Raw genomic sequence first — 21241 nt, forward strand, 5'->3', positions numbered from 1 at the left:
TCTAACCCCTTTAGTTCATGACGCGGCGCACAGAGTAGATATCTCTAATCTGTTTAATACGCTCGACGACTTTGTGCAAGTGATTGATATTCTGAATAAAAATCGCCATATGAATGGTTGCCACTTTATTGCGATCCGATTTGCCAGAGACAGATGAAATATTTGTTTTCGTTTCATTCACTGCCTGGAGCACCTCGTTCAGCAATCCGCGGCGGTCATACCCAAGAATCTCTATCTCAACATTGTATTCCTTGCGCTTTTGAACTTGTGACTCATGCTCCCACTCTACCGGGATCAGCCGCTCTTGGGCTTCATTCGTTTTGACATTCGGACAGTCTTCGCGATGGACCGAAACCCCTCTGCCTTTTGTGATAAAGCCGACAATATCATCACCTGGCACAGGATTGCAGCATTTTGATAAACGGACAAGGAGGTTGTCAATACCCTTGACACGAACGCCAGCTTCCCGTTTTCTTCCTTGCGGGTATGGCTTAGGTTCCCCAGTGACTTCCTGAACGATCTTTTCCTGTTCTTCCTGATCGCGCTGCTTTCTCTCTTTTTCTGTTAGGCGGTTCGCCACCTGCAGAGCTGTGATGCCGTTGTAACCGACCGCCGCGTACATATCCTCTTCATTTGAGAAATTAAATTTGTCAGCAACCTTTTGAATATTCTCCGGCGTTAAAACATCCTTCAATTCAAAATCCAGGTTTTTAATTTCTTTTTCGACCAGCTCACGGCCTTTTTCGACATTTTCTTCACGCCGCTGTTTCTTAAAGAATTGACGGATTTTATGCTTCGCTTGGGATGTTTGGGCAAGCTTCACCCAATCCTGGCTCGGACCGTAGGAATGCTTAGAGGTGAGAATTTCAACGATATCACCTGTCCGAAGCTTATGGTCAAGCGTAACCATTTTTCCGTTTACTTTGGCACCGATTGTTTTATTGCCGATTTCAGAGTGAATCCGGTAAGAAAAGTCAATCGGAACAGAACCGGACGGAAGCTCGATTACATCTCCTTTTGGCGTAAAGACATACACCATGTCAGAGAACAAATCAATTTTGAGCGATTCCATAAATTCTTCTGCATCTGTCGATTCATTTTGAAATTCTAAAATTTCACGGAACCAAGAAAGCTTTTTCTCAAAGGTTGCACCTTCATTGGCTGCTTTCCCTTCTTTATAAGCCCAGTGAGCCGCAACCCCGTATTCCGCTATTTCATGCATTTCAAAGGTGCGGATCTGCACTTCAAGCGGATCGCCTTTAGGCCCAATAACCGTTGTATGAAGCGATTGATACATATTCGGCTTCGGCATTGCGATATAATCTTTGAATCTGCCTGGCATCGGTTTCCAGCATGTGTGAATGATGCCAAGCACCGCGTAGCAGTCCTTTATGCTATTCACAAGAATACGGACAGCCAACAAATCGTAAATTTCATTGAATTGCTTATTTTGCAGCACCATTTTTCGATAAATGCTGTAAATATGTTTCGGGCGTCCCGAGAAGTCAGCCTTGATATTTACTTCTTCGACACGTTTCTTCACTTCATTGACAACCTCATCGACATAAAGCTCTCGTTCTGCACGTTTCTTCTTCATGAGGTTGACAATTCTGTAATATTGCTGAGGGTTCAAATAACGGAGCGCCGTATCTTCCAATTCCCACTTAATTTTTGAAATCCCGAGACGATGCGCCAAAGGAGCAAAAATTTCCAGCGTTTCATTGGAGATTCTCCGCTGTTTTTCCTGAGGCAGATGTTTCAGTGTCCGCATATTGTGAAGACGATCCGCCAGCTTGATCAATATGACCCTGATATCTTGAGCCATAGCGACAAACATTTTGCGATGATTTTCCGCCTGCTGTTCCTCTTGAGATTTATATTTAATTTTGCCGAGTTTCGTTACGCCGTCTACAAGCATTGCCACTTCTTCGGAAAATGCTTCTTTCAGGTCATCGAGCGTCACATCTGTATCTTCCACGACATCGTGCAAAAATCCGCCCGCGATTGTGGAAGGGTCCATTTCAAGATCAACGAGTATCCCCGCAACCTGAATCGGATGAATAATATATGGCTCGCCCGATTTGCGGTATTGCTCGCGATGAGCATCTTCAGCGTACAGATATGCTTTTTCGACAAATGCGATATGCTCATCAGATAGATAGCTGCGCGCTTTATCTATAACTTGCTCGGCAGTCAATACTTGTTCGTTCGCCATGGAATCACCTTTTTTAAAATGTAAACTGTATTGTAGTTTATTATCAAGAAAAAAACGAAAGATGTAAAGAGCAGAAGTTCAAATAGCCAAATATTATATAAAATAAATGCAAAACAATAGGAAAAAAGCACCCTGACATGGAGTGCTTTTTCGTTATGCGGTTATCCTTAGTATTTCATCAATGTTAAGATGTCGTAATCTTCGAGCTTATTTCTGCCGTCAAGGTAAGAAAGCTCGATTAAGAAAGCGATACCAGCAACAACGCCGCCAAGTTCTTCAACAAGTTTGATTGTCGCTTCAATTGTGCCGCCTGTCGCAAGCAGGTCATCTGTAATAAGCACACGCTGACCAGGCTTAATCGCATCTTTGTGGATCGTTAATACGTCTTTTCCGTATTCCAAGCCATAATCCACTTTGATTACTTCACGAGGCAACTTGCCTTCTTTGCGGACCGGCGCAAAACCTACGCCAAGCGCGTAAGCAACGGGACAGCCGATAATAAAGCCGCGCGCTTCAGGGCCAACGACCAAATCAATTTGCTTTTCTTTCGCATATTCAACAATTTGATCTGTGGCATAGCGGTATACATCGCCTTTATCCATCAGTGTCGTAATATCTTTAAATTGCACGCCCTCTTTCGGGTAATCCGGTACAATTGTTACGTATTGTTTTAAATCCATCTGTTTTATGTCCTCCTCGTACTTTCATAAGCCTCTGAATCTTGTTTCATCAGCTTATTCAGCCATTCCTTCAGCTCTTCAGCAGAAGAATAATTCAGCTTTTGATCCAGTTCCATCAGCTGCTGTTTCGCCTGATATGTTTGTGAGTCTGTTAAGTCGCGTTTCTTTGCTCCGCTCACAACAGACAGCACACCATTCTCTATTTTAACAAAACCGAGATCAAAAAACACCTTTGTCATGAAATTGATTGTTTCAACGGACCAGCCTTTATGTTTTGCAAGCTCTGAACCGTGTTTTTTCACGTCAAAAGCGCCTCTTTTCAGCAAGAACGCATAATACCATTTAAAGTGGTCTCTTGCGGGAAAAGTTGATAAAAAGTGGTCCTCATGATTGAGAAAAATAAAATATATCCGCTCAGGCGCCTTGCCTTCCAGCAAACGTGCGAGCATGTCCAGCGAAGGCGGCGGATCCAGTAATACAATATATGCACCATCGAGGTCAAACGCCTTTGCTTGATCTTTAGAACTGATGACGTGCACTTCTCGGCGAAGGTCTTCAGTTTGAAGTAATGTTGTTGAGTCTTCTTTGAAAGAGACAATGGCCCGTTTAGCAGATGGAAGGGCGGAAACTGTGTCTTCCCACGTCCGTTTTCCCCTTAAATCAAACAGCTGCCATTCAGAAACAGCGGCATCCTTTATCATAAGCTGCGGCTTTTTTCGATTGTTCCATTCGTTGATTGACATCTCACCGACAATGGAAATTCTTGAACCCGGTACGATGCCTTCTTGAAGCTCGCCTTTATTAAAACCGACGCAATCAAGCTGGGACGACTCGTTTCTGATCGTCATTTTGACATGAGTTTTATTTGCCCCTATCTTGCGGACATCTTCCAGTACTGCGTTTTCTACGAGAACGTGCGGTTTCGGGTTCAGCATGCCAAAAGGAGACAGCATGTTCATTTCTGCGATGCTTTCAACTGTAATGTCTTCGACGCCGCAGACAAGGTCGACTTCCTGTACGGGAATAAAATCCTCTTCCGTAAGCGTATTGTCCGCTATTTCATTCAGCCTGCTTCGCAAATCCGGCACATCTTCGGCTTTCAGCGTCATCCCCGCAGCCATTGGATGGCCGCCGAAATGAGGAAGAATATCTCTGCATTCAGAAAGGCTCTCAAATAAATTAAATCCTCTGATGCTTCGGGCCGAACCTTTAGCGATTCCCTTTTCTTCATCAATGCCAAGAACAATGGCCGGTCGGTAGAAACGGTCCACAAGCTTTGAAGCCACAATCCCGACGACTCCCGGGTTCCATCCGGCTTTGGCCACGACAATTGCAGTTTGATCGAGCCCTTGCTGTTCAACCATTTCAATCGCTTCATCCGTCATTTTGCTGACCATTTTTTGGCGCTCTTTGTTCAGCTGGTCAATTTCTGCGGCAAGCTCTTCCGCTTCAAACGAATCCTCTGACATAAGCAAATGAACAGCGGGATCCGCCTGTTCGATTCTTCCGACGGCATTCAGCCTTGGTGCGAGCTGAAATCCGACTGTTTCTTCGTTCGCTTCTCCGATGTCTCCGCCTGACAGCTTAATCAGCTCTTTTAAGCCGAGCCGATTTGTCCGTCGAAGCCTTTCAAGTCCTAGTGTTGCAATTAATCTGTTTTCGTCATGCAGCGGGACTAGATCGGCAATAGTACCGATAGCCGCCAGGTCAAGCAGTTCATCAGGAAGTTCACCCAATAAAGCGTGGGCAAGCTTAAACGCGACTCCAACCCCGGCAAGCTCCTTAAACGGGTAAGTGCAGCCAGGCTGCTTCGGGTGGACGATCGCATGGACATCCGGAAGCTCCGGTCCCGGTTCATGATGATCGGTAATGATGACATCCAGTCCGAGTTCCTTTGCCACCTTCGCTTCATGCACAGCGGCAATTCCTGTATCAACCGTAATGATCAAAGAGAAGCCCCGTTCTTTAATCGAACGAAACGCCTGTTCATTAGGTCCATATCCTTCTTTAAAACGGTCAGGTATATAAAAATCAACTTGAGCCGACAGTTTTTGCAGCGTGTGAAGCATCACTGACGTACTTGTAACCCCATCGGCGTCATAATCGCCATATATCATAATCTTTTCTTGTTGTGAAATCGCCTGTTTTATTCGATCTGCCGCTTCTTTCATGCCTTTCATTTCAAAAGGATCATAAAAATCGGCATCCTTTGTATGTAAAAACAGCCTAGCGCTTTCTGCCGTATCAAAGCCTCTTTTTACAAGCAGGGACGCAACAAGAGGTGTTATATGCAATTGTTCTGTGAGTGATTTGACCTTATCCTGATCTGGTCGCTGGATTTCCCATCGCATTTTTGACGCTAACATAAATTCACCCCTCAACCACCCTATTATACTAGAGCAGGCTGAGGGGTTTCAAATAATATTCGAAAACTAGTCTTTTTTCTCAATCATGGCTGATGCATCCTGTGTGTCAGTCTGATCAGCAAGATGAGTATCCTCTTGTTTATGTATTGCTGTTCTATTTTCTTTCCGCAAGGTTTTTATTTCCCGCTTCAATTTCATTACCTGAAAAATGCCGACAGAAAATACGATCAGCGCTCCCATTAAAACTGAGCCCAAAATAACAAGAATGAGCGGCCATTCTGATCTTCCAAACAGGTAATCAACTTCTACGGATCGAACATTAATGACTGCGAAAATAGCGACAATTAAGGTGAAAATAAGTGCGAAAATAATGGTCCATTGTTTATTCATTCTCTTTTCCCCCAAACTTCTTATTGAGGTAACTTTCCCCATCAAGACTGGTTTTAAACATGGCTTAACACTAGGTTAAGCTCCCTTTGCTGTTAATTTTTCCCTGATCAGCCTCTTCAGTCCGGTTCCCTCACCGGAAATCACAAGTGTATCGCCTTCGTCAATGACTGTTTCAGAGCTCGGATTCAGTTGTTTATCCTGATTCTTTTTAACAATTGCAATGATAGTCACATGATATTCCTGACCCACATTCAAATCACCAATCGTCTGATGAATGGCAGGCGCTCCCGCCTCTGCTTTACACCACTCTATAATCAAATCATCAAGGGCTGACTCGACCTGTTCTAATGCTTTCGGTTTATATGCCATTCCGCCAAGAATTGCAGACATTTGCCTTGCTTCAGCGTCATCAAACTGCACGGAGGCAACACATTCCTCATGGTCGTTTTCGTCAAAATAGTAAAGCTCTCTCCGTCCGTCATGATGAATGATAATTGAAATTTTATCACGGTTTCTAGTAATCATTTCAACTTTTTGTCCTATGCCCGGCAGCTCTGATTCGCGAACCCTCATATATAAACCCTCCTACATATCTGAAAACCAGTCATAAACACTTTTAACACCATATATATGTTTAAATGTAAGCGTATGTCATTATAGCAAATGTCTATTTTAAGTTCAATGAAACTTCAAAAAACAGGCTGCCCTGCAGAGGACAGCCTGATATTTTTTATTGTGCCGAATCTTTTTTCAGTTCTCTTCCTTTCCATGCAAGCCAAATTTGTGCGGCAATGTATAGAGAAGAATAAACGCCTGTTAACAGCCCGACCAATAAAGCAATTGAGAAGTTAGTAATAGAAGATGCTCCAAAGATCAGCAATGTCACAACAACAATCACAACGGTTAATACAGTGTTAATTGAACGTGTAAAGGTTTGCTGCAGGCTCAGGTTTACTATATGGTTCAGATCGGCAAATGTTTTCGGCTTACGCTTTTTCATATGCTCGCGGACCCTGTCAAATGTAACGATTGTATCGTTAATGGAATACCCGATTATCGTCAAGATGGCCGCGATGAACGTAACATCTACTTCAAGCCTTGTAATACTGAAGAATGTGACGATAAAGAATGCGTCATATAGCAATGAAGCAATGGCAGCAATCGCCATTTTGTATTCGAATCGGATTGAAACGTAAATAATGATGCCAATAGAAGCTATAGCAACTGCGTACAGCGCATTTCTCGCCAGCTCCTTACCGACTGTCGGTGAAACTGTGCTGACATTTGGCTCAGACCCGTATTTGTCTTTAAAATACGTTTTTACTTTTGCTATGGTTTCTTTATCTGGCACCCCGACAAAACGGGCAACACCGATATTGCTCTTTTCGCCTGACAGAACTACAGTATCAGGGTCCATACCCAGAGATTCAAAATCCTTCTCAACTTGCTCTGTCGTCAGCTTATGGTCGCTTTGTACTTCAATCCGTGCACCGCTTGCAAAGTCAATGCCAAGATTCAGCCTGAACACAAGCAGGATAATAATCCCGGCAACCGTGACCGCACTGGAGAAAATAAAGAAGTATTTGCGTTTGCTCGTGAAATCCCATTTTTGGAATGGCGTATGCGGCTCTGTATTTTCATCCGTATCCTGAATATCCATGATATGTTTCTTATTGACACCAAACCAGCCTTTTTTCCGATCAAGCCATCTGCTTTCCACAAGGAGAGCGAGGAGAAATCTCGATAAGAAAACGGCAGTGATAAAGCTTGTCAAAATCGATAGGATCAGCATTGTCGCAAACCCTTTAACAGAGCTTGTCCCAAAGATAAAGAGCACAACCGCTGCAATAATGGTTGTAATATTCGCGTCAAAAATCGTCGCAAATGACCGTCTGTTTCCTGAACGGAAGGCAGAGCGGACTGACTTTCCTAGCTTGAGCTCTTCTTTAATCCGCTCATAGGTAATAATGTTGGCGTCAACAGCCATCCCGACACCTAAAATGAGAGCGGCAATTCCCGGAAGCGTGAGTACGGCATTCATCCAGTCAAAGATCTGGAGTGTAATGTAGATATAAACAGACAGCGTAATCACCGCGATTAATCCCGGCAGACGGTAATAGAAAAGCATAAATAAGAAAATAATTGCGATACCGACAATACCGGCAAACACCGTATCATGGAGAGCCTGCTGGCCGAATTGTGCGCCTACTGATGTCGAATATTTTTCAGTCAGTTTCACAGGAAGTGCGCCTGCATTTAAAATGCTGGCTAAATCTTTTGCTTCTTGAACCGTAAATTGCCCTTCAATTGTAACATCAGTTGTGTTTAATTCCTGACTTACATTTGGGGCGGATACATATTTAGGGTGCTCTTTTTGAACCTCTTTTTTAAAGGAGTCCCCTTTTTCGTAATCCATCCAAATAACAAGCTGGTTGTTTGGCGCCATTTTCATGACCTTTTTGGTCACTTCGCCGAATTTATCAGCATCTTTCAGTTTAATGCTGACAATCGGTTCATTTGTTTTGGCGTCATACGTTTGTTTAGCTCCGTTTTCGACGAGGTCAGAGCCATTCAGCAATTCTTTGTCATTCGTATCTCTGAAAGAAAGCTGCGCTTCAGTCGCCAAAATTTCACGCGCTCTGTTTTGGTTTGTCACACCAGCGAGCTGAACGCGAATCCGGTTATTCCCTTCAATTTGGATGTTCGGTTCGCTGACACCGAGAACATTGGCCCGGCGGTTCAATGCCTCTACTGTGCTGACCAGAACATCTTTTGTGATTTTGTCACCTTTTTTTACAGGCTGTACATCATACAGCACCTCAAATCCGCCTTGCAAATCCAATCCTAACGTAATATTGTTAGCGGCAGGCTTCGTAAAGTAGCCCAAGCCCGTGCCAATCAATAGAACGAAAAGGAAAAACGCAATCAAGCGTCCTTTTTTCATTATGTATATCCTCCCTTAAACCTGTGCGAATCAACCTGCTATCTCAGCAGTTCTTCCAATGCTTCCTGGCCCTCTTCACTGCCCAGCCAATTAGACGTTTTAAATGACTCAACGGTTGCATAGTTCATAAATTCGCCAATTTTCACTGATAAAATATCACTCGCCAGTTCATAAATGCTCAGTTCCGTTTTCTTTTTCCACTTCTTATCTGTTAAGTATGACCACAAACTTTCGAGTTCAACATCATCATACCCGAGAATCTTAAACTCTTCCAGTTTGCTGTAAAGAAACGGCCTGACGTGGTCTTTATATAGATCGGCTGGATGCTTCTCCACGAATTCCACGCTCCTTTTTTATTGTTTTTCAAGAAGACTTGTCATGCTTGGACGATATATACGCATATCTTTATTGTATATGATTCCAGGTAGTTTGAGAAGGCAGGGGGTAAAAATGGCGAAACAGACGTTTTTAAAGGGCACTCTTATCCTTATCGCAGCAGGAATGGTTACAAGAATGCTCGGGTTTGTCAACCGGGTGGTTATCGCCCGTTTTATCGGTGAAGAAGGAGTCGGGCTTTACATGATGGCGGCGCCTACCTTCTTCTTGGCCACTACATTAACTCAATTCGGTCTGCCGGTCGCGATCAGTAAGCTAGTCGCTGAAGCCAGTGCGCGCGGAGATCATCAAAAAACGAAAAATATTTTAGTCATGTCTCTGACCATCACGGGAGTGCTCAGCCTCATCTTTACACCGCTGTTTCTGTTTTTCGCCCCGGTTATGGCTGAAACGATGCTGACAGATAAGCGAACACTGTATCCGCTCTTGGCCATTACGCCGATTGTGCCGATTATTGCTATATCGAGTGTGCTGAGGGGATACTTTCAAGGAAAACAGAATATGAACCCGCTTGCTATGTCACAAGTCCTTGAACAGGTCGTCCGCATTTCACTCGTGGCTGTCTGCACAACGATTTTTCTCCCTTACGGAATTGAATATGCTGCAGCGGGGGCAATGCTATCCTCAGTGGCAGGGGAGCTGGCATCACTTCTTTATTTATTCGTTTGCTTTAAGTATAAAAAGACAATTAAAATCAGAAAGCATTTTTTCCAGTCAATTAAAAACGGAAAACAAACCTTTACCCAATTAATGAGCGTGTCCCTTCCAACGACCGGGAGCCGCTTTATCGGAAACCTCTCTTGGTTTTTCGAGCCAATCGTCGTCGCTCAAAGCCTTGCCATCGCCGGTGTGGCAACAGTTGCCGCAACAAAGCAATACGGGGAACTGACCGGCTTTGCCATGACGCTGCTGACTCTGCCCAGCTTTATTACATATTCTTTGTCGACCGCGCTTGTTCCTGCGATCAGTGAAGGAATGGAGCAGAAAAAATTGCAGGTGGTGGAATACCGCTTGGAACAGGCGATGCGTCTCTGTCTGCTCAGCGGAGGCATTTCAGTTGTTATTTTATTTGTATTTGCAGATGAGCTGATGAGAGTGATGTACGGTTCCTCAGGCGCAGCTGTATTTATAAAAGTAATGGCCCCATTTTTTCTGCTTTATTATTTCCAAGGCCCGCTTCAAGCTGTGCTGCAGGCGCTTAATTTGGCTGGAGCTGCGATGATGAACAGCTTAATCGGAGCGCTTGTCAAAACAGGCCTTATTTTTGTCCTTGCCACAAGGCCTTCTCTTGGCATTATGGGCGCGGCATTAGCCATTGTGACAGGCATGGTGCTCGTCACGCTATTGCACGCAGCAACCGTAAGCAAAGTGCTGCCGATCAGCATCAAAATCAAGGAGTATGCGCTCAGCTTCGCTGTTATTGTAATTTGCGGATTTATCAGCTCCGCCATCAAACAATATATAAGCTTTGGAGCATCTGAGGCTGTCAATCTAGCCGGATGGATTGCGGTGAGCGCCGCCATTTATATAATCCTCCTGCTCGTTTTCCGTTTAATTAAAAAAGATGAGCTTCGCCGCATTCCCATTATCGGACGTCTAATCGTCCGATAACGGTTACGGGCGGTGCCCATCTTTTTCATCAATAAATAATTCTCCGTCTGTAAACGAGCAAAATGAAATATCTGAAGGGTTTGTGTATCCGTGTTTTTGCAAACTTTCAAGCAGCCATTTTTTATCTTTACTGATTCTGGACAGGTTTTCTGTTTGAATGAAGCCGTCTATAATGAGCGGCATTTCGAGCTGCCGATGCTCTCCGCTATTTTCTTTCTTTACAATAGTCAGTTTGCCCGACGGCTCTAATATGGCAAATGATACGTCAGCTACTCTGTCGACGCTATTTTCTCTGAGTTGAACCATTAAATCATCAAAATTATATCGCTGTGATTTCATGGCTTCTTCGTCAATTTTTCCATATTTGATAATTATGGTCGGCTTACCGTCAAGAAGCTGGCGGACTTTTCGGTTTTTTAAAGAAAAGTATGCCAAAGTCACTTGAATGATCATTAATACAAGCATTGGCAAAATGGTATGAAATAGATGATCGTCTACGTTTTCTATGGCTAAAACGGCAATTTCAGCCATCATGATAAAGACAACGAGATCTAAAATACTAAGCTCTCCGATCTCCCGTTTGCCCATGAAACGAAAAATGACCAATATCACAAAATACAATACGACTGTGCGAAACGCAATAGTGAGAAGCTCTTCCATCATGCACCTCCAACTCATTATAGGTTGCAACAAAATGATCAATTTATGTAAGAAAAACCGATTGCATTTCACAAAGCTTTTACGTCTAATTCAAGGGATAAGGGAATACATTTTTACAAAGACGAGCCATCAGCATGTCTGACGGTTTTGAACAAAAAGAACAGAAGCCTTTTAATACAGGCAGAGAGGAGACAATCATGGAGGAAACGAAACAAGTTGGAAAAGGCATTCTTTACGGCTTAATCGCCATATTTGCAGCCATGCTCCTGACAAGTTTGGCGGTTTCACTTTTATTGACCGCAACCTCGCTGGAAGAATCATCATTTAACTGGCTGATCACAGCTATCTCATTTCTCTCTTTATTTATCGGCGGGTTCATTTCAGGCGGGAAAGGCAAGGAAAGAGGCTGGATGATTGGAGCATTGACTGCCTTAAGTTTTTCTCTGATTATCTTATTGTTTCAGTATTTAGGATTCGGAAAGACATTTACAGCAGAACAGCTGATCTTCCATCTGGGATTTTTAGGGGTGTGCATGCTGGGCGGGATTTTCGGCGTGAACATGAGGGGAAACAGGTCTTCCACATAAAAAAGAGCGGGCTCACTTGCCCACTCTTTTTTGTTTGCTATGTATAGCTCCTGCTGTTATTCAGCAGCAGAAACTTCTCTGATCGCGCGGCGGTCGAACGTAAGACGTGTGTTATCACCAGTCTTAATTACGACTTTGCTTTCGTCGATAGAGTCAACAGTACCGTGCAATCCCCCGATTGTCACTACTGAATCGCCTTTTTTCAGTTCCTCTTGCATTTGGCGTACAGCCTTTTGCTGCTTTTGCTGAGGACGAATCAGCAAGAAGTAAAGGACCGCAAACATTAAAATAATAGGAACCAATGTACCTAAAGTACCAGTCATCATTTTCACCCCTTTCTGTAAGCCTGTTATGTTTTATTTAGAAGCTTTTCGCATTTGGCTTGTTATAGCCGTAACGCTCAAAGAACTCTTCTCTGAAATCACCCAGACGATCCTCGCGAATAGCCTGTCTTACCTGCTCCATTAAGTGTAACAGAAAATGAAGGTTATGGTAAGTTGTTAATCGAAGGCCGAATGTTTCATTACAGCGAATCAAGTGCCTAATGTACGCGCGAGTGTAGTTTTTACATGTATAGCAATCACACTCTTCATCAATCGGACGGAAGTCTCTTTCAAATTTCGCATTTTTCATATTGAGTCGTCCTTCAGCAGTAAACACTGTGCCGTTTCTTGCAATCCGTGTAGGCAGCACACAGTCAAACATATCGACCCCGCGGATCGCTCCGTCGATCAGTGCATCCGGAGAACCTACTCCCATCAGATATCTCGGTTTATCCTTCGGCAAGAGCGGTGTTGTAAATTCGAGTACACGGTTCATGACATCCTTCGGTTCACCTACAGACAATCCGCCTATAGCATATCCCGGAAAATCAAGCGAAATCAAGTCCTTCGCACTTTGTGTCCGCAGATCTTCATATTCTCCGCCTTGTACAATACCAAACAGCCCTTGTTCATCCTGACGATTGTGGGCATTCAGGCAGCGTTCCGCCCAACGGCTTGTCCGCTCAACTGACCTCTTCATGTAGTCGTACTCCGCCGGGTATGGCGGGCATTCATCAAACGCCATCATAATATCAGAGCCGAGTGCGTTTTGGATCTCCATCGCTTTTTCCGGAGATAAAAACAGCTTGTCTCCATTTAGATGATTGCGGAAATGGACACCCTCTTCCTCTATATTACGAAACTTGCTTAAAGAAAAGACCTGAAAACCGCCTGAATCGGTTAAAATTGCGCGGTCCCAGTTCATAAATTTATGGAGCCCGCCCGCTTCTTTGACAATGTCTTGGCCCGGACGAAGCCATAGATGATAAGTGTTGCTCAAAATGATGCCTGCATCCATTGCTTTCAGCTCTTCAGGCGACATTGTTTTGACTGTCGCCAGTGTGCCGACCGGCATAAAAACCGGCGTTTCGAAGGAGCCGTGAGGCGTATGCACTTTGCCCAGCCGCGCTCCTGTTTGTTTGCATTCTTTTATAAATTCATAGCGTATTGGTTGTTCAGCCACTTTTGATGAGGCCTCCTGTTCTCAAATTATATAATCAGCATCGCGTCTCCGAAGCTGAAGAAACGGTATTCCTCTTCCACTGCATGGTTATAGGCACGCAGAATGTTTTCTCTTCCAGCAAGCGCGCTGACCAGCATAATCAATGACGATTTCGGCAAATGGAAGTTTGTAATCATTCCGTCAATGGCTTTAAATTCATAGCCCGGATAAATAAAAATAGATGTCCAGCCGCTTGATGCTTTAAATTGCCCGTCATGTTCCCCGGCAATCGTCTCAAGCGTGCGTGTCGAGGTCGTGCCGACAGAAATGATCCGACCGCCATTTTCTCTTACTTTGTTTAAGGCTGCAGCCGTTTCTTCTGACATTTGATAAAACTCTGCGTGCATATTATGCTCTTCCACTTCATCGGCACTCACAGGGCGAAACGTTCCAAGGCCTACGTGCAGTGTGATGAACTCAATTTGCACGCCTTTGTCTTTCAGCTGCTGTAAGATTTCTTCCGTGAAGTGAAGGCCAGCTGTAGGCGCAGCAGCAGAGCCGATTTCTTTTGAATACACTGTCTGGTAGCGCTCTTTGTCATCAAGCTGTTCTTTGATATATGGAGGGAGCGGCATCTCTCCAAGGGATTCAAGCACCTCGTAGAAAATACCGTCATATTGAAATTCCATCTTTCTGCCGCCGTGCTCAAGCTCTTCCGTGCAGATTGCCTTCAATCTTCCGTCTCCAAATGTGACAACAGTTCCTTTTTTCACCCGTTTCGCCGGTTTGGCAAGTGTTTCCCATTTATCACCGGTTTCCTGTTTCAACAAAAGAAGTTCCACTTTCGCGCCGGTATCCTCTTTTGTGCCGAATAACCGCGCAGGCAGTACCCGGGTATTGTTCAGGACTAGACAATCGCCTTCGTTAAAGAAGCTGATAATGTGTTTAAACGAGCTGTCAGTAAGCTCTCCTGTATGTTTATCGAGCACCATCAGCCTTGAAGCATCACGCTGCTCCAACGGTACTTGTGCAATTAAACGTTCTGGTAGTTCAAAATCAAATAAATCGACTTTCATGATGATTTCACCTTTATTCTAGTCTTTTGTTATTTCATTCTGCCAAAAAGATTGAGCAAAATTGATAATACCACACTTATAATAATACAAGTGACAACCGGGAAGAAAAACGTAACATTTCCTTTTTTTACAAAAATATCTCCCGGCATCTTGCCGACAAAATGCAAAACTGCTCCGATAATAAGCAAAACAGCACCAAGAATCATAATGATCTTAGGAAATTCAGTCATATCGGGGAGCCTCCATTTGGAAATGATGATAAACGGCCGGTGTCACGATCCTTCCACGCGGCGTTCTTTGTATAAATCCAATTTGCAGCAGATATGGTTCATATACGTCTTCAATCGTATGCGATTCCTCGCCGATGGTAGCTGAAATCGTATCAAGGCCTACTGGGCCGCCGTTGAATTTTTCGATCATGCCCATCAGCAGCTTATGATCAATATGATCCAAACCGAGGCGGTCAACCTGAAGCCGCTCCAGCGCATTCTGAGAAATGTCTTCCGTAATCCTGCTGTCACCCAGCACTTGGGCGAAATCGCGCACCCTTCTCAGCAGGCGGTTCGCCACGCGGGGCGTCCCTCTCGATCTTCTTGCAATTTCAAGCGCCGACGGTTTATCAATCTCAACCTCGAATACATCAGCGGTTCTTGTGACAATATCCGCCAGTTCTTCTTGTGTATAGTACTCAAGGCGAGACATGACGCCGAATCTGTCTCTTAAAGGAGCCGTCAAAAGCCCCACCCTCGTCGTGGCTCCCACCAGCGTAAAAGGCGGAAGGTCGAGCCGAACCGAGCGGGCAGATGGGCCTTTGCCAATCACAATGTCCAGGCAAAAGTCTTCCATTGCAGGATAAAGCACCTCTTCGATCGATCTGTGCAGCCTATGTATTTCATCAATAAATAATACATCTCCCGGTTCCAGCGCCGTTAATATAGCAGCCAAATCACCAGGCCTTTCAATCGCAGGCCCTGAGGTCGTCCGCAATTCCACTCCCATTTCATTAGCAACAATCGAAGCAAGCGTTGTTTTTCCGAGTCCGGGCGGCCCGTACAGAAGAACATGATCCAGCGTCTCCTGTCTCATTTTCGCCGCATCTATAAACACGCGCAAATTTTCTTTTACCTTATGCTGCCCGATATACTGTGCCAGATTTTGCGGCCTCAGGCTTTGCTCTATCACTGATTCATGGTTGTCTGCTTCACTTGAGACGAGCCGTTCATCCATGAACATCACCTTACTTTAATAGTTTTTGTAATGCTTTTTTCACATATTGGTCTGTTGTCAGCCCAATTTCTTCTTTAAGGTGAGGAAGCACCTTTTTGATTTCTTTTTCAGCATATCCGAGAACCCTGAGGGCTTCAAGCGCTTCTTCAAGAGCCGTTTCCGCTGTTTGCTTTTCAAGCCTTTCTTCATGATTAAACAGATTTTCAATCATTTCAGGCACAACATCTGCCAGCTTTCCTTTTAAATCTAGAATAATCTGGCGTGCGGTTTTCTTTCCTACTCCAGGAAACTTGACCAAAAAAGCTTCATCTTCATTTTCAATTGCTTGGATGACCGCTCCGGGATCACCCGATCCCAAGATGGCAAGTGCTCCTTTCGGGCCAATTCCGGTCACGTTTAACAGCTTTGTAAAGAGCGCCTTCTCCTCTCTTGTTGAAAAACCGTAAAGCGAAAAAGCATCCTCTCTGATATGATGGTATGTAAAAATCGTTTCTTGGCTTCTCTCCTTATATATAAACGGATTCGGCGTGAAAATCTGATAGCCGATGCCGCCGTTCTCTATGACAATATATTGGGGAGATACATAATCAATCGTCCCTTTAACAAATTCAATCACGCAAATTCACCTCTTTGACTGTTCTTCATTGTACCATAAAAACAGCCAAAGTCTTATAGAAAAGTTAACATATGTTCGCTTCTCTCTCATTCTTTCACGAAAAAAAAGACATGAATACATGTCTTCAATCAGCGGACGTTACCCGCTGTATGTCTTCATATGTTCGATGACATCCTCAAACTCCGCTTTTGTCCGAAATGGAATGCCTTTCAGCAGATTTTTTTGCATATGGCTTTCCAGCCTTTCTAAATCAATTTGAAAAAAAGACTGAATTGGTTCGGAAGCTGGCTCAGGCCGCCCATGAAAAGTGGAAATCACTCCATTATCCGATACACCGATATACCCGTTGACCTTGCTGAGCGGAGATATATCGTCCATTTGCTTCCGGAAGAGCACATATCCCTTTTTTTGTTCCACAAGCGTCCACCCGGCATAAGCTGCCCAAAAATCATCCATAGAAAACACTTTTTCATGCTTATGCTCAATGCTGACATCGCCGTCCAAATACACCTTTTCAAGCTGCACATGCACCTGCAGCGGCTCATAGTGCTCCACTTCCGCGCCAAGTGCGCGGGAAGGAGCTCCTATTAAAAATACTGCCGCTGAGCAAAGAATGCCCAGCAAAAGATACGCCGTGCTGAATCGTTTCACCCTCTACACCTCTTTGCACACGTTTATGATTAGTTTGACCAAAGAGGCTACTGCTTAACCGTTTTATCAAAATTTGTCTGCACATTTTCCCTGACAAACCGTTCCTCCGTATACACATCTGTGCTTTGCTCAGAAATTGTCAAGAATCGCGTCAGAAAGGCACTGAAAAAATACAATGCCGCAAAGATCCAAATCACGCCGCCTGCACCGAGCGGCCCAATGAAAAGACTCACGATGCCCGGCGCGATAAACGCACATAAACCAGATCCCAAATTCAACACTGACATGGCAGCACCTTTATTATCAGGTGCAAGCGTCGGCAAAAGCGCGCTTAATGGAACGTACCCTGCTAAAGCCGCGCCGTAGCAGCAGGCGATAATCATGAGCACCCAATACTGATGCCCGATCAGCTGAGGCGTGTAATACAGCGCCAGCGTAAAAATACCGCATCCGACACCGCCAAACCACATGACCGTATTGCGCCAGCCAAGTTTATCTCCGACTGCACCGAAAATGATATTAAACACAATATTCACAAAAAACAGCGTCCCCCATATTTGCAGCCATTCCGAAACCGAATACCCGTATCGTGCTAAATAAGTAGGAAGAAAGATGGCAAATCCAAATTGTCCTATCGCATTAATCGTCTTGACCACTCCGCCGATGCCTACCTTAGGGTTTTCAAACATAATCGTAAATGCCTTCGACAGTTCTTTCCATTTCGGCTGATCTTGTTTTTGTATCGGAGTAAATTTATCTTTGTTAAAAAATAAGGCAAGAATTCCGCCTGCCGCCACAAACAGTAAAGCGCTCCAAAGCGTATTGATTTCTCCAAAGGCCGGAACTGCATAGCTGGAATAGAACGGGCCCAGCACGTTAAGGCCGCACGTAAACATAAACCAAAACCAGCCGACGGCTTTGCCGAGAATATTTTGAGAGGTGCTGTATGACACCCATACGAGAAAAGAGTATGCAAACAGCGGATATCCCAAGCCTCTAAGAGCATAGCTGCCCAAGAGAGCCGGATAATACATATGAGGAATCGCCCAGCCGATAAAAGCGGCCGAACCGAGGATAAATGCAAGCAATCCGACAGTCATCGTTTTTCTCGGCCCCAAAGTTTGGACAAACGTTCCTGAAAGCCAAGCTGAGATGGTGACAGCAATGCCGTACATGGTAAATAACGATGCGGATTGCTGCATACTGAGACCATGATCAACGAGAAAAGGAGACAGCCAGCCTTGTTCGAGGCCGTCTCCAACCATAAAGATGACAACGCCAATATAACCCCAAACCATGTGAGAAGGAATTCCGATTTTGTTCAAAACATTTCCTTTAGCATGTACTGTATTCATTTTCTCCACCGCCTACTTAAAGTATCAATGGAGTATATACCCAAGCTTGCTGAATTGTAATCCTGTTAGATTAAAAAGCGATTTTTTCAGTGTGCTCAATGCTGACAGGCATGCCAAAAGCAAGCGATTGCTGTGCTGCTCTGGCGATCCTTCCGGCCTGTAAACCGTCATTGCCGGTGCAGGGAGTCTCCTGGTTTGTGCCGATCGCTTCTGCAAAACGGAGAATCTCCTCCTCATATGAATCCTTATAGCGTTCAAGGAAAAAGAAATGCGGTTTATCCTTCATCACAAAATCAGCTGTTGACACCTCAACCGTTGTCGGCCTGCTATTGTCAGCCGCTGCAAAGCCTTTCGTCCCGAAAACCTCAACCCGCTGGTCATATCCGTACACAGCTTGGCGGCTGTTATCAATCACAGCCATGGCACCGTTTTCAAAAGTCAGTGTAATAACAGCTGTATCAATATCACCCAGCTCCGCAAAAGAAGGATTCACCAAAGCCGCCCCTTTGGCATACACTTCCGTCACTTCGCTTCCCATAATATATCTGGCCATATCAAAATCATGGATCGACATATCCATAAACAATCCGCCTGACGTACGGACATAATCTATATTCGGGGGTTCTGGGTCCCGGGACGTGATTTTTAATAAATGAGGTGTACCAATTTCACCATTTTCAACAATCGTTTTGATTTTCTTAAAATGAGGATCAAAGCGGCGGTTAAATCCGACTTGAAGTGTTACACCGTGTTTCCGGACAGCCGCAAGCGCTTCACTCGTTTCGTCCAGAGAGAAACTAACGGGCTTCTCACAAAATATATGCTTTTTCGCCTCGGCTGCTTCTTTGATCATCTGTGCATGTACGGCTGTAGGAGAGCAAATAAAAATAGCATCAATATCAGGATCATGTAATAAATCACGATAATCAGAGGTTATGTATTCAATCTGATGACTGTCGGCCCAGCTTTTTATACGGCTTGCCTGAATGTCAGAGACTGCTTTTATTTTCATGTGAGGAATCCGGCTTATATTTTGAACATGAAGTTTGCCGATGCGGCCTGCACCGATAATCCCTGTCACAATCTGTTTTGTCATGGCTTCTTCCCCCTTGATCATTCACGAAAGCGCTTTATTTAAAATTAATACTATCCCATTTGTAAGCGCTTTTCAAGAATGGAAATTAAACGTTCTATGTCTCTTTTATCACAATTCATGCTTATAAGTAGCCTTCTTCTTCAAGACCAGATACACTAGAATTAGGCTCTTTTTCCTGAACAGTTTATGATTTTCCTATAAACAGCTGCATAAAATAGAGCAAAGAAGGTGAATGAAATGCTGACAAAAGCAGAGGCACTGGCCCATACCGTCATATACCGCAAGAACAGCAGATTTGATAAAGTCAAAGAGAAATCCGAGGAATTAACACTAATCGGCAAGGGAAGAAGCGCCTATGTGTTTGCCTTAACAGAAGGCGGTCGAAAAATGGCGCTGAAAGTATTTTTTCCGGAATATCAAGCGACAGCAGTCAAAGAAGCAGCGATCTATGAAAAATTAGCCGGGTCCGCATTCTATCCTGACATTTACGAAACTGGCGATTCATTTATTCTCATGGAATATATTAAAGGTGAAACCTTTTATAACTGTCTGAAGAAAGGCATTGCAATCAGTGATGACATGATTCAGCAGGTTGAAGAAGCGCTTTCTGACGCCCGGGCAGCCGGACTGAACCCGTCAGATATTCATTTGCGGAATCTGATATTGACAGAAACCGGGGCGGTGCGGGTGATTGATGTTGCGAGATTTGAGCAGACAAAAACATGCACGCAGTGGGACGACTTAAAATCCGCATATCATGCACTCTACAAAAAACCGATATTCCCCAAAAAGATTCCGGGTTTTTGGCTGGAGATCATCGCATTTTTATATAAGAAAGATTGGTTTCAAAAGCATTTCGCACAGCGGAAAAGAAAATATTCTTAAATCAAAAAGGCAGCCGCACAAGCGGCTGCCTTTATCATGTATTTTTTACTTTCTGACGGCAGAAATCAGTTTCATTTGTTCAGGCGACAGCTTAATTCGATAGCCTCTCACAGTTAAGTAGACCGCTTCTGGGTCCTTCTCGCCGGAATGACAATACGTTTTCTCCATTTCTGTCTCCCCTCACCCTTTATTGGCTTTATTTCATCTTATCATTGCTTTATTAAGGTAATTTTAAAGAAATGTAAAGATCATATGAATCCGATATATAGTAAAATGAGAGAAAAAAAGGGAGAGAGTCACATTAAGACACGCAGCAACATCCCGCTTATTATGTTTGCCCTGCTGGTCTTCTTCGGCGGCGCCATCTATTGGATGTTATTTTCACTAAAAAACGTTCCGAAAGGCAATCTCGTCCAATCGGTTGAATCGCCGGACGGCAGCTATACGTTAAACACTTATGTATCCGAAAACACCTTGAGCTTAGATGCAGCCAGAGGTGAACTTGTAAATGAAAAAACACTTGTCAAGAGAACAATCTACTGGAATTACCCAGACAGCCGCCCAGCAGTGACGTGGATCAATCACAATACAGTGAAAATCGGCAATCAGACTTTACATCTTGATACTGGTGAAACGTATGATTGGCGAAAAGATGATCATTGGATCCGTGAAGAACCGCCGCAGGCGTCAGCGAGGTGATGAAACATGAATAAGATAAACGGAACAAATGATGACAAGCATTTCAATCATTTTGTGATTGCTTTATCCTTTATATACGGTTTGACTGAACTAGGCTATTTGTTGCTGAAGGATTTTATAACAATTGCCATAAGTTTGCCTCTGTAGAAAAACGCAGCGTAGTCGATACGCCGCGTTTTTTCTTTTCCCTTCCTCTTCTTATTGATAATTACAGGTCATATAATGTGACAAATCGATTGTAGAAATAGTTCGATTAGACCAAAATCCTTTTTATACATGTATTCGAATTTGAAGTGAGGGGG

Annotated in this window: 23 protein-coding genes and 1 pseudogene; 6 read left to right on the forward strand and 18 right to left on the reverse strand. The window is 44.0% G+C overall.

Annotated features, from left to right (window positions below; all coding sequences use genetic code 11):
* Positions 1-10: 10 nt before the first annotated feature.
* The 7 genes from relA to comN form a co-directional block, all read right to left on the reverse strand.
* A complete protein-coding gene (gene relA, locus NSQ12_RS14300) occupies positions 11-2215 on the reverse strand; it encodes a GTP diphosphokinase (protein WP_003229747.1) in 2205 nt (734 codons plus the stop codon).
* Between the two features lie 167 nt (positions 2216-2382).
* A complete protein-coding gene (locus NSQ12_RS14305; protein WP_003229745.1) occupies positions 2383-2895 on the reverse strand; it encodes an adenine phosphoribosyltransferase in 513 nt (170 codons plus the stop codon).
* 5 nt (positions 2896-2900) lie between these two features.
* Positions 2901-5261: a single-stranded-DNA-specific exonuclease RecJ gene (gene recJ, locus NSQ12_RS14310; protein WP_032726300.1), complete on the reverse strand. Its 2361-nt coding sequence runs from the start codon at positions 5259-5261 to the stop codon at positions 2901-2903.
* A gap of 66 nt (positions 5262-5327) precedes the next feature.
* The gene (locus NSQ12_RS14315; protein WP_003229740.1) at positions 5328-5651 is read right to left on the reverse strand and encodes a lipopolysaccharide assembly LapA domain-containing protein; all 324 of its coding nucleotides are present in this window, start codon (positions 5649-5651) and stop codon (positions 5328-5330) included.
* 75 nt (positions 5652-5726) lie between these two features.
* Positions 5727-6224, reverse strand: a complete 498-nt coding sequence (locus NSQ12_RS14320) for a cation:proton antiporter regulatory subunit (protein WP_339174974.1) — start codon at positions 6222-6224, stop codon at positions 5727-5729.
* A 157-nt stretch (positions 6225-6381) separates the two neighbouring features.
* Positions 6382-8595 (reverse strand): protein translocase subunit SecDF, encoded by a 2214-nt coding sequence (secDF, locus tag NSQ12_RS14325; protein ID WP_015714442.1) that lies wholly within the window; start codon positions 8593-8595, stop codon positions 6382-6384.
* A gap of 38 nt (positions 8596-8633) precedes the next feature.
* Entirely contained in the window at positions 8634-8930 is a 297-nt protein-coding gene (gene comN / locus NSQ12_RS14330) for a post-transcriptional regulator ComN (protein WP_004398498.1), read from the reverse strand.
* A gap of 115 nt (positions 8931-9045) precedes the next feature.
* On the opposite strand from comN, the gene spoVB reads away from it, so the two are divergent.
* Positions 9046-10602, forward strand: a complete 1557-nt coding sequence (gene spoVB / locus NSQ12_RS14335; RefSeq protein WP_339174976.1) for a stage V sporulation protein B — start codon at positions 9046-9048, stop codon at positions 10600-10602.
* Between the two features lie 3 nt (positions 10603-10605).
* On the opposite strand, the gene NSQ12_RS14340 is transcribed toward spoVB, so the two are convergent.
* Complete coding sequence (locus NSQ12_RS14340) at positions 10606-11262, reverse strand: DUF421 domain-containing protein (protein WP_015251561.1); 657 nt, start codon at positions 11260-11262, stop codon at positions 10606-10608.
* Positions 11263-11459: 197 nt separating this feature from the next.
* Here NSQ12_RS14340 and NSQ12_RS14345 point away from each other — a divergent pair, with 197 nt between their 5' ends.
* A complete protein-coding gene (locus NSQ12_RS14345; protein WP_031315243.1) occupies positions 11460-11849 on the forward strand; it encodes a TIGR04086 family membrane protein in 390 nt (129 codons plus the stop codon).
* A 56-nt stretch (positions 11850-11905) separates the two neighbouring features.
* On the opposite strand, the gene yajC is transcribed toward NSQ12_RS14345, so the two are convergent.
* The 9 genes from yajC to iolG form a co-directional block, all read right to left on the reverse strand.
* Positions 11906-12172 carry a preprotein translocase subunit YajC gene (gene yajC / locus NSQ12_RS14350; protein ID WP_004398708.1) on the reverse strand — a complete coding sequence of 89 codons (267 nt, stop codon included), beginning with the start codon at positions 12170-12172 and terminating at the stop codon, positions 11906-11908.
* 37 nt (positions 12173-12209) lie between these two features.
* Entirely contained in the window at positions 12210-13355 is a 1146-nt protein-coding gene (gene tgt / locus NSQ12_RS14355) for a tRNA guanosine(34) transglycosylase Tgt (protein WP_003229725.1), read from the reverse strand.
* A gap of 26 nt (positions 13356-13381) precedes the next feature.
* A complete protein-coding gene (queA, locus tag NSQ12_RS14360) occupies positions 13382-14410 on the reverse strand; it encodes a tRNA preQ1(34) S-adenosylmethionine ribosyltransferase-isomerase QueA (RefSeq protein ID WP_003229723.1) in 1029 nt (342 codons plus the stop codon).
* A 29-nt stretch (positions 14411-14439) separates the two neighbouring features.
* Complete coding sequence (locus tag NSQ12_RS14365) at positions 14440-14640, reverse strand: DUF2905 domain-containing protein (RefSeq protein ID WP_003222669.1); 201 nt, start codon at positions 14638-14640, stop codon at positions 14440-14442.
* Positions 14633-15637, reverse strand: a complete 1005-nt coding sequence (gene ruvB, locus NSQ12_RS14370; protein WP_003229718.1) for a Holliday junction branch migration DNA helicase RuvB — start codon at positions 15635-15637, stop codon at positions 14633-14635. Before ruvB ends, NSQ12_RS14365 begins: the two co-directional genes overlap by 8 nt.
* Positions 15638-15647: 10 nt before the next feature.
* A complete protein-coding gene (gene ruvA / locus NSQ12_RS14375; RefSeq protein WP_003229717.1) occupies positions 15648-16253 on the reverse strand; it encodes a Holliday junction branch migration protein RuvA in 606 nt (201 codons plus the stop codon).
* Between the two features lie 138 nt (positions 16254-16391).
* On the reverse strand, positions 16392-16904 hold the full coding sequence (gene bofC, locus NSQ12_RS14380) for a sporulation cell-cell signaling protein BofC (RefSeq protein ID WP_003229715.1): 513 nt from the start codon (positions 16902-16904) through the stop codon (positions 16392-16394).
* A 47-nt stretch (positions 16905-16951) separates the two neighbouring features.
* Positions 16952-18259 carry an MFS transporter gene (locus NSQ12_RS14385; RefSeq protein WP_339174978.1) on the reverse strand — a complete coding sequence of 436 codons (1308 nt, stop codon included), beginning with the start codon at positions 18257-18259 and terminating at the stop codon, positions 16952-16954.
* A gap of 70 nt (positions 18260-18329) precedes the next feature.
* On the reverse strand, positions 18330-19355 hold the full coding sequence (gene iolG / locus NSQ12_RS14390; protein WP_339174980.1) for an inositol 2-dehydrogenase: 1026 nt from the start codon (positions 19353-19355) through the stop codon (positions 18330-18332).
* A gap of 237 nt (positions 19356-19592) precedes the next feature.
* Between iolG and NSQ12_RS14395 the strand changes: the two genes are divergently transcribed.
* Positions 19593-20240 (forward strand): phosphotransferase, encoded by a 648-nt coding sequence (locus NSQ12_RS14395; protein WP_003246159.1) that lies wholly within the window; start codon positions 19593-19595, stop codon positions 20238-20240.
* Positions 20241-20285: 45 nt separating this feature from the next.
* Here NSQ12_RS14395 and NSQ12_RS14400 read toward each other — a convergent pair whose 3' ends face one another.
* A complete protein-coding gene (locus NSQ12_RS14400; RefSeq protein ID WP_003229707.1) occupies positions 20286-20408 on the reverse strand; it encodes a hypothetical protein in 123 nt (40 codons plus the stop codon).
* Between the two features lie 84 nt (positions 20409-20492).
* Between NSQ12_RS14400 and NSQ12_RS14405 the strand changes: the two are divergent.
* The 3 genes and pseudogenes from NSQ12_RS14405 to NSQ12_RS14415 form a co-directional block, all read left to right on the forward strand.
* Positions 20493-20567 (forward strand): annotated as a pseudogene (locus tag NSQ12_RS14405) (hypothetical protein); the annotation flags it as partial.
* Positions 20568-20570: 3 nt separating this feature from the next.
* A complete protein-coding gene (locus NSQ12_RS14410; RefSeq protein ID WP_308154100.1) occupies positions 20571-20939 on the forward strand; it encodes a DUF5412 family protein in 369 nt (122 codons plus the stop codon).
* Positions 20940-20945: 6 nt separating this feature from the next.
* Positions 20946-21086 (forward strand): hypothetical protein, encoded by a 141-nt coding sequence (locus NSQ12_RS14415; RefSeq protein WP_017696343.1) that lies wholly within the window; start codon positions 20946-20948, stop codon positions 21084-21086.
* Positions 21087-21241 lie beyond the last annotated feature (155 nt).

It is taken from the genome of Bacillus sp. PS95 (assembly GCF_037963565.1).
Taxonomy (GTDB): Bacteria; Bacillota; Bacilli; order Bacillales; family Bacillaceae; genus Bacillus; species Bacillus subtilis.

What these genes read in the sequence shown, in the direction of transcription:
- relA (WP_003229747.1), bottom strand. Translation starts at nt 2,215, where the DNA reads ATGGCGAACGAACAAGTATTGACTGCCGAGCAAGTTATAGATAAAGCG.
- NSQ12_RS14305 (WP_003229745.1), bottom strand. Translation starts at nt 2,895, where the DNA reads ATGGATTTAAAACAATACGTAACAATTGTACCGGATTACCCGAAAGAG.
- recJ (WP_032726300.1), bottom strand. Translation starts at nt 5,261, where the DNA reads ATGTTAGCGTCAAAAATGCGATGGGAAATCCAGCGACCAGATCAGGAT.
- NSQ12_RS14315 (WP_003229740.1), bottom strand. Translation starts at nt 5,651, where the DNA reads ATGAATAAACAATGGACCATTATTTTCGCACTTATTTTCACCTTAATT.
- NSQ12_RS14320 (WP_339174974.1), bottom strand. Translation starts at nt 6,224, where the DNA reads ATGAGGGTTCGCGAATCAGAGCTGCCGGGCATAGGACAAAAAGTTGAA.
- secDF (WP_015714442.1), bottom strand. Translation starts at nt 8,595, where the DNA reads ATGAAAAAAGGACGCTTGATTGCGTTTTTCCTTTTCGTTCTATTGATT.
- spoVB (WP_339174976.1), top strand. Translation starts at nt 9,046, where the DNA reads ATGGCGAAACAGACGTTTTTAAAGGGCACTCTTATCCTTATCGCAGCA.
- NSQ12_RS14340 (WP_015251561.1), bottom strand. Translation starts at nt 11,262, where the DNA reads ATGGAAGAGCTTCTCACTATTGCGTTTCGCACAGTCGTATTGTATTTT.
- NSQ12_RS14345 (WP_031315243.1), top strand. Translation starts at nt 11,460, where the DNA reads ATGGAGGAAACGAAACAAGTTGGAAAAGGCATTCTTTACGGCTTAATC.
- yajC (WP_004398708.1), bottom strand. Translation starts at nt 12,172, where the DNA reads ATGACTGGTACTTTAGGTACATTGGTTCCTATTATTTTAATGTTTGCG.
- queA (WP_003229723.1), bottom strand. Translation starts at nt 14,410, where the DNA reads ATGAAAGTCGATTTATTTGATTTTGAACTACCAGAACGTTTAATTGCA.
- NSQ12_RS14365 (WP_003222669.1), bottom strand. Translation starts at nt 14,640, where the DNA reads ATGACTGAATTTCCTAAGATCATTATGATTCTTGGTGCTGTTTTGCTT.
- ruvB (WP_003229718.1), bottom strand. Translation starts at nt 15,637, where the DNA reads ATGGATGAACGGCTCGTCTCAAGTGAAGCAGACAACCATGAATCAGTG.
- NSQ12_RS14385 (WP_339174978.1), bottom strand. Translation starts at nt 18,259, where the DNA reads ATGAATACAGTACATGCTAAAGGAAATGTTTTGAACAAAATCGGAATT.
- iolG (WP_339174980.1), bottom strand. Translation starts at nt 19,355, where the DNA reads ATGACAAAACAGATTGTGACAGGGATTATCGGTGCAGGCCGCATCGGC.
- NSQ12_RS14395 (WP_003246159.1), top strand. Translation starts at nt 19,593, where the DNA reads ATGCTGACAAAAGCAGAGGCACTGGCCCATACCGTCATATACCGCAAG.
- NSQ12_RS14400 (WP_003229707.1), bottom strand. Translation starts at nt 20,408, where the DNA reads ATGGAGAAAACGTATTGTCATTCCGGCGAGAAGGACCCAGAAGCGGTC.
- NSQ12_RS14410 (WP_308154100.1), top strand. Translation starts at nt 20,571, where the DNA reads ATGTTTGCCCTGCTGGTCTTCTTCGGCGGCGCCATCTATTGGATGTTA.
- NSQ12_RS14415 (WP_017696343.1), top strand. Translation starts at nt 20,946, where the DNA reads ATGAATAAGATAAACGGAACAAATGATGACAAGCATTTCAATCATTTT.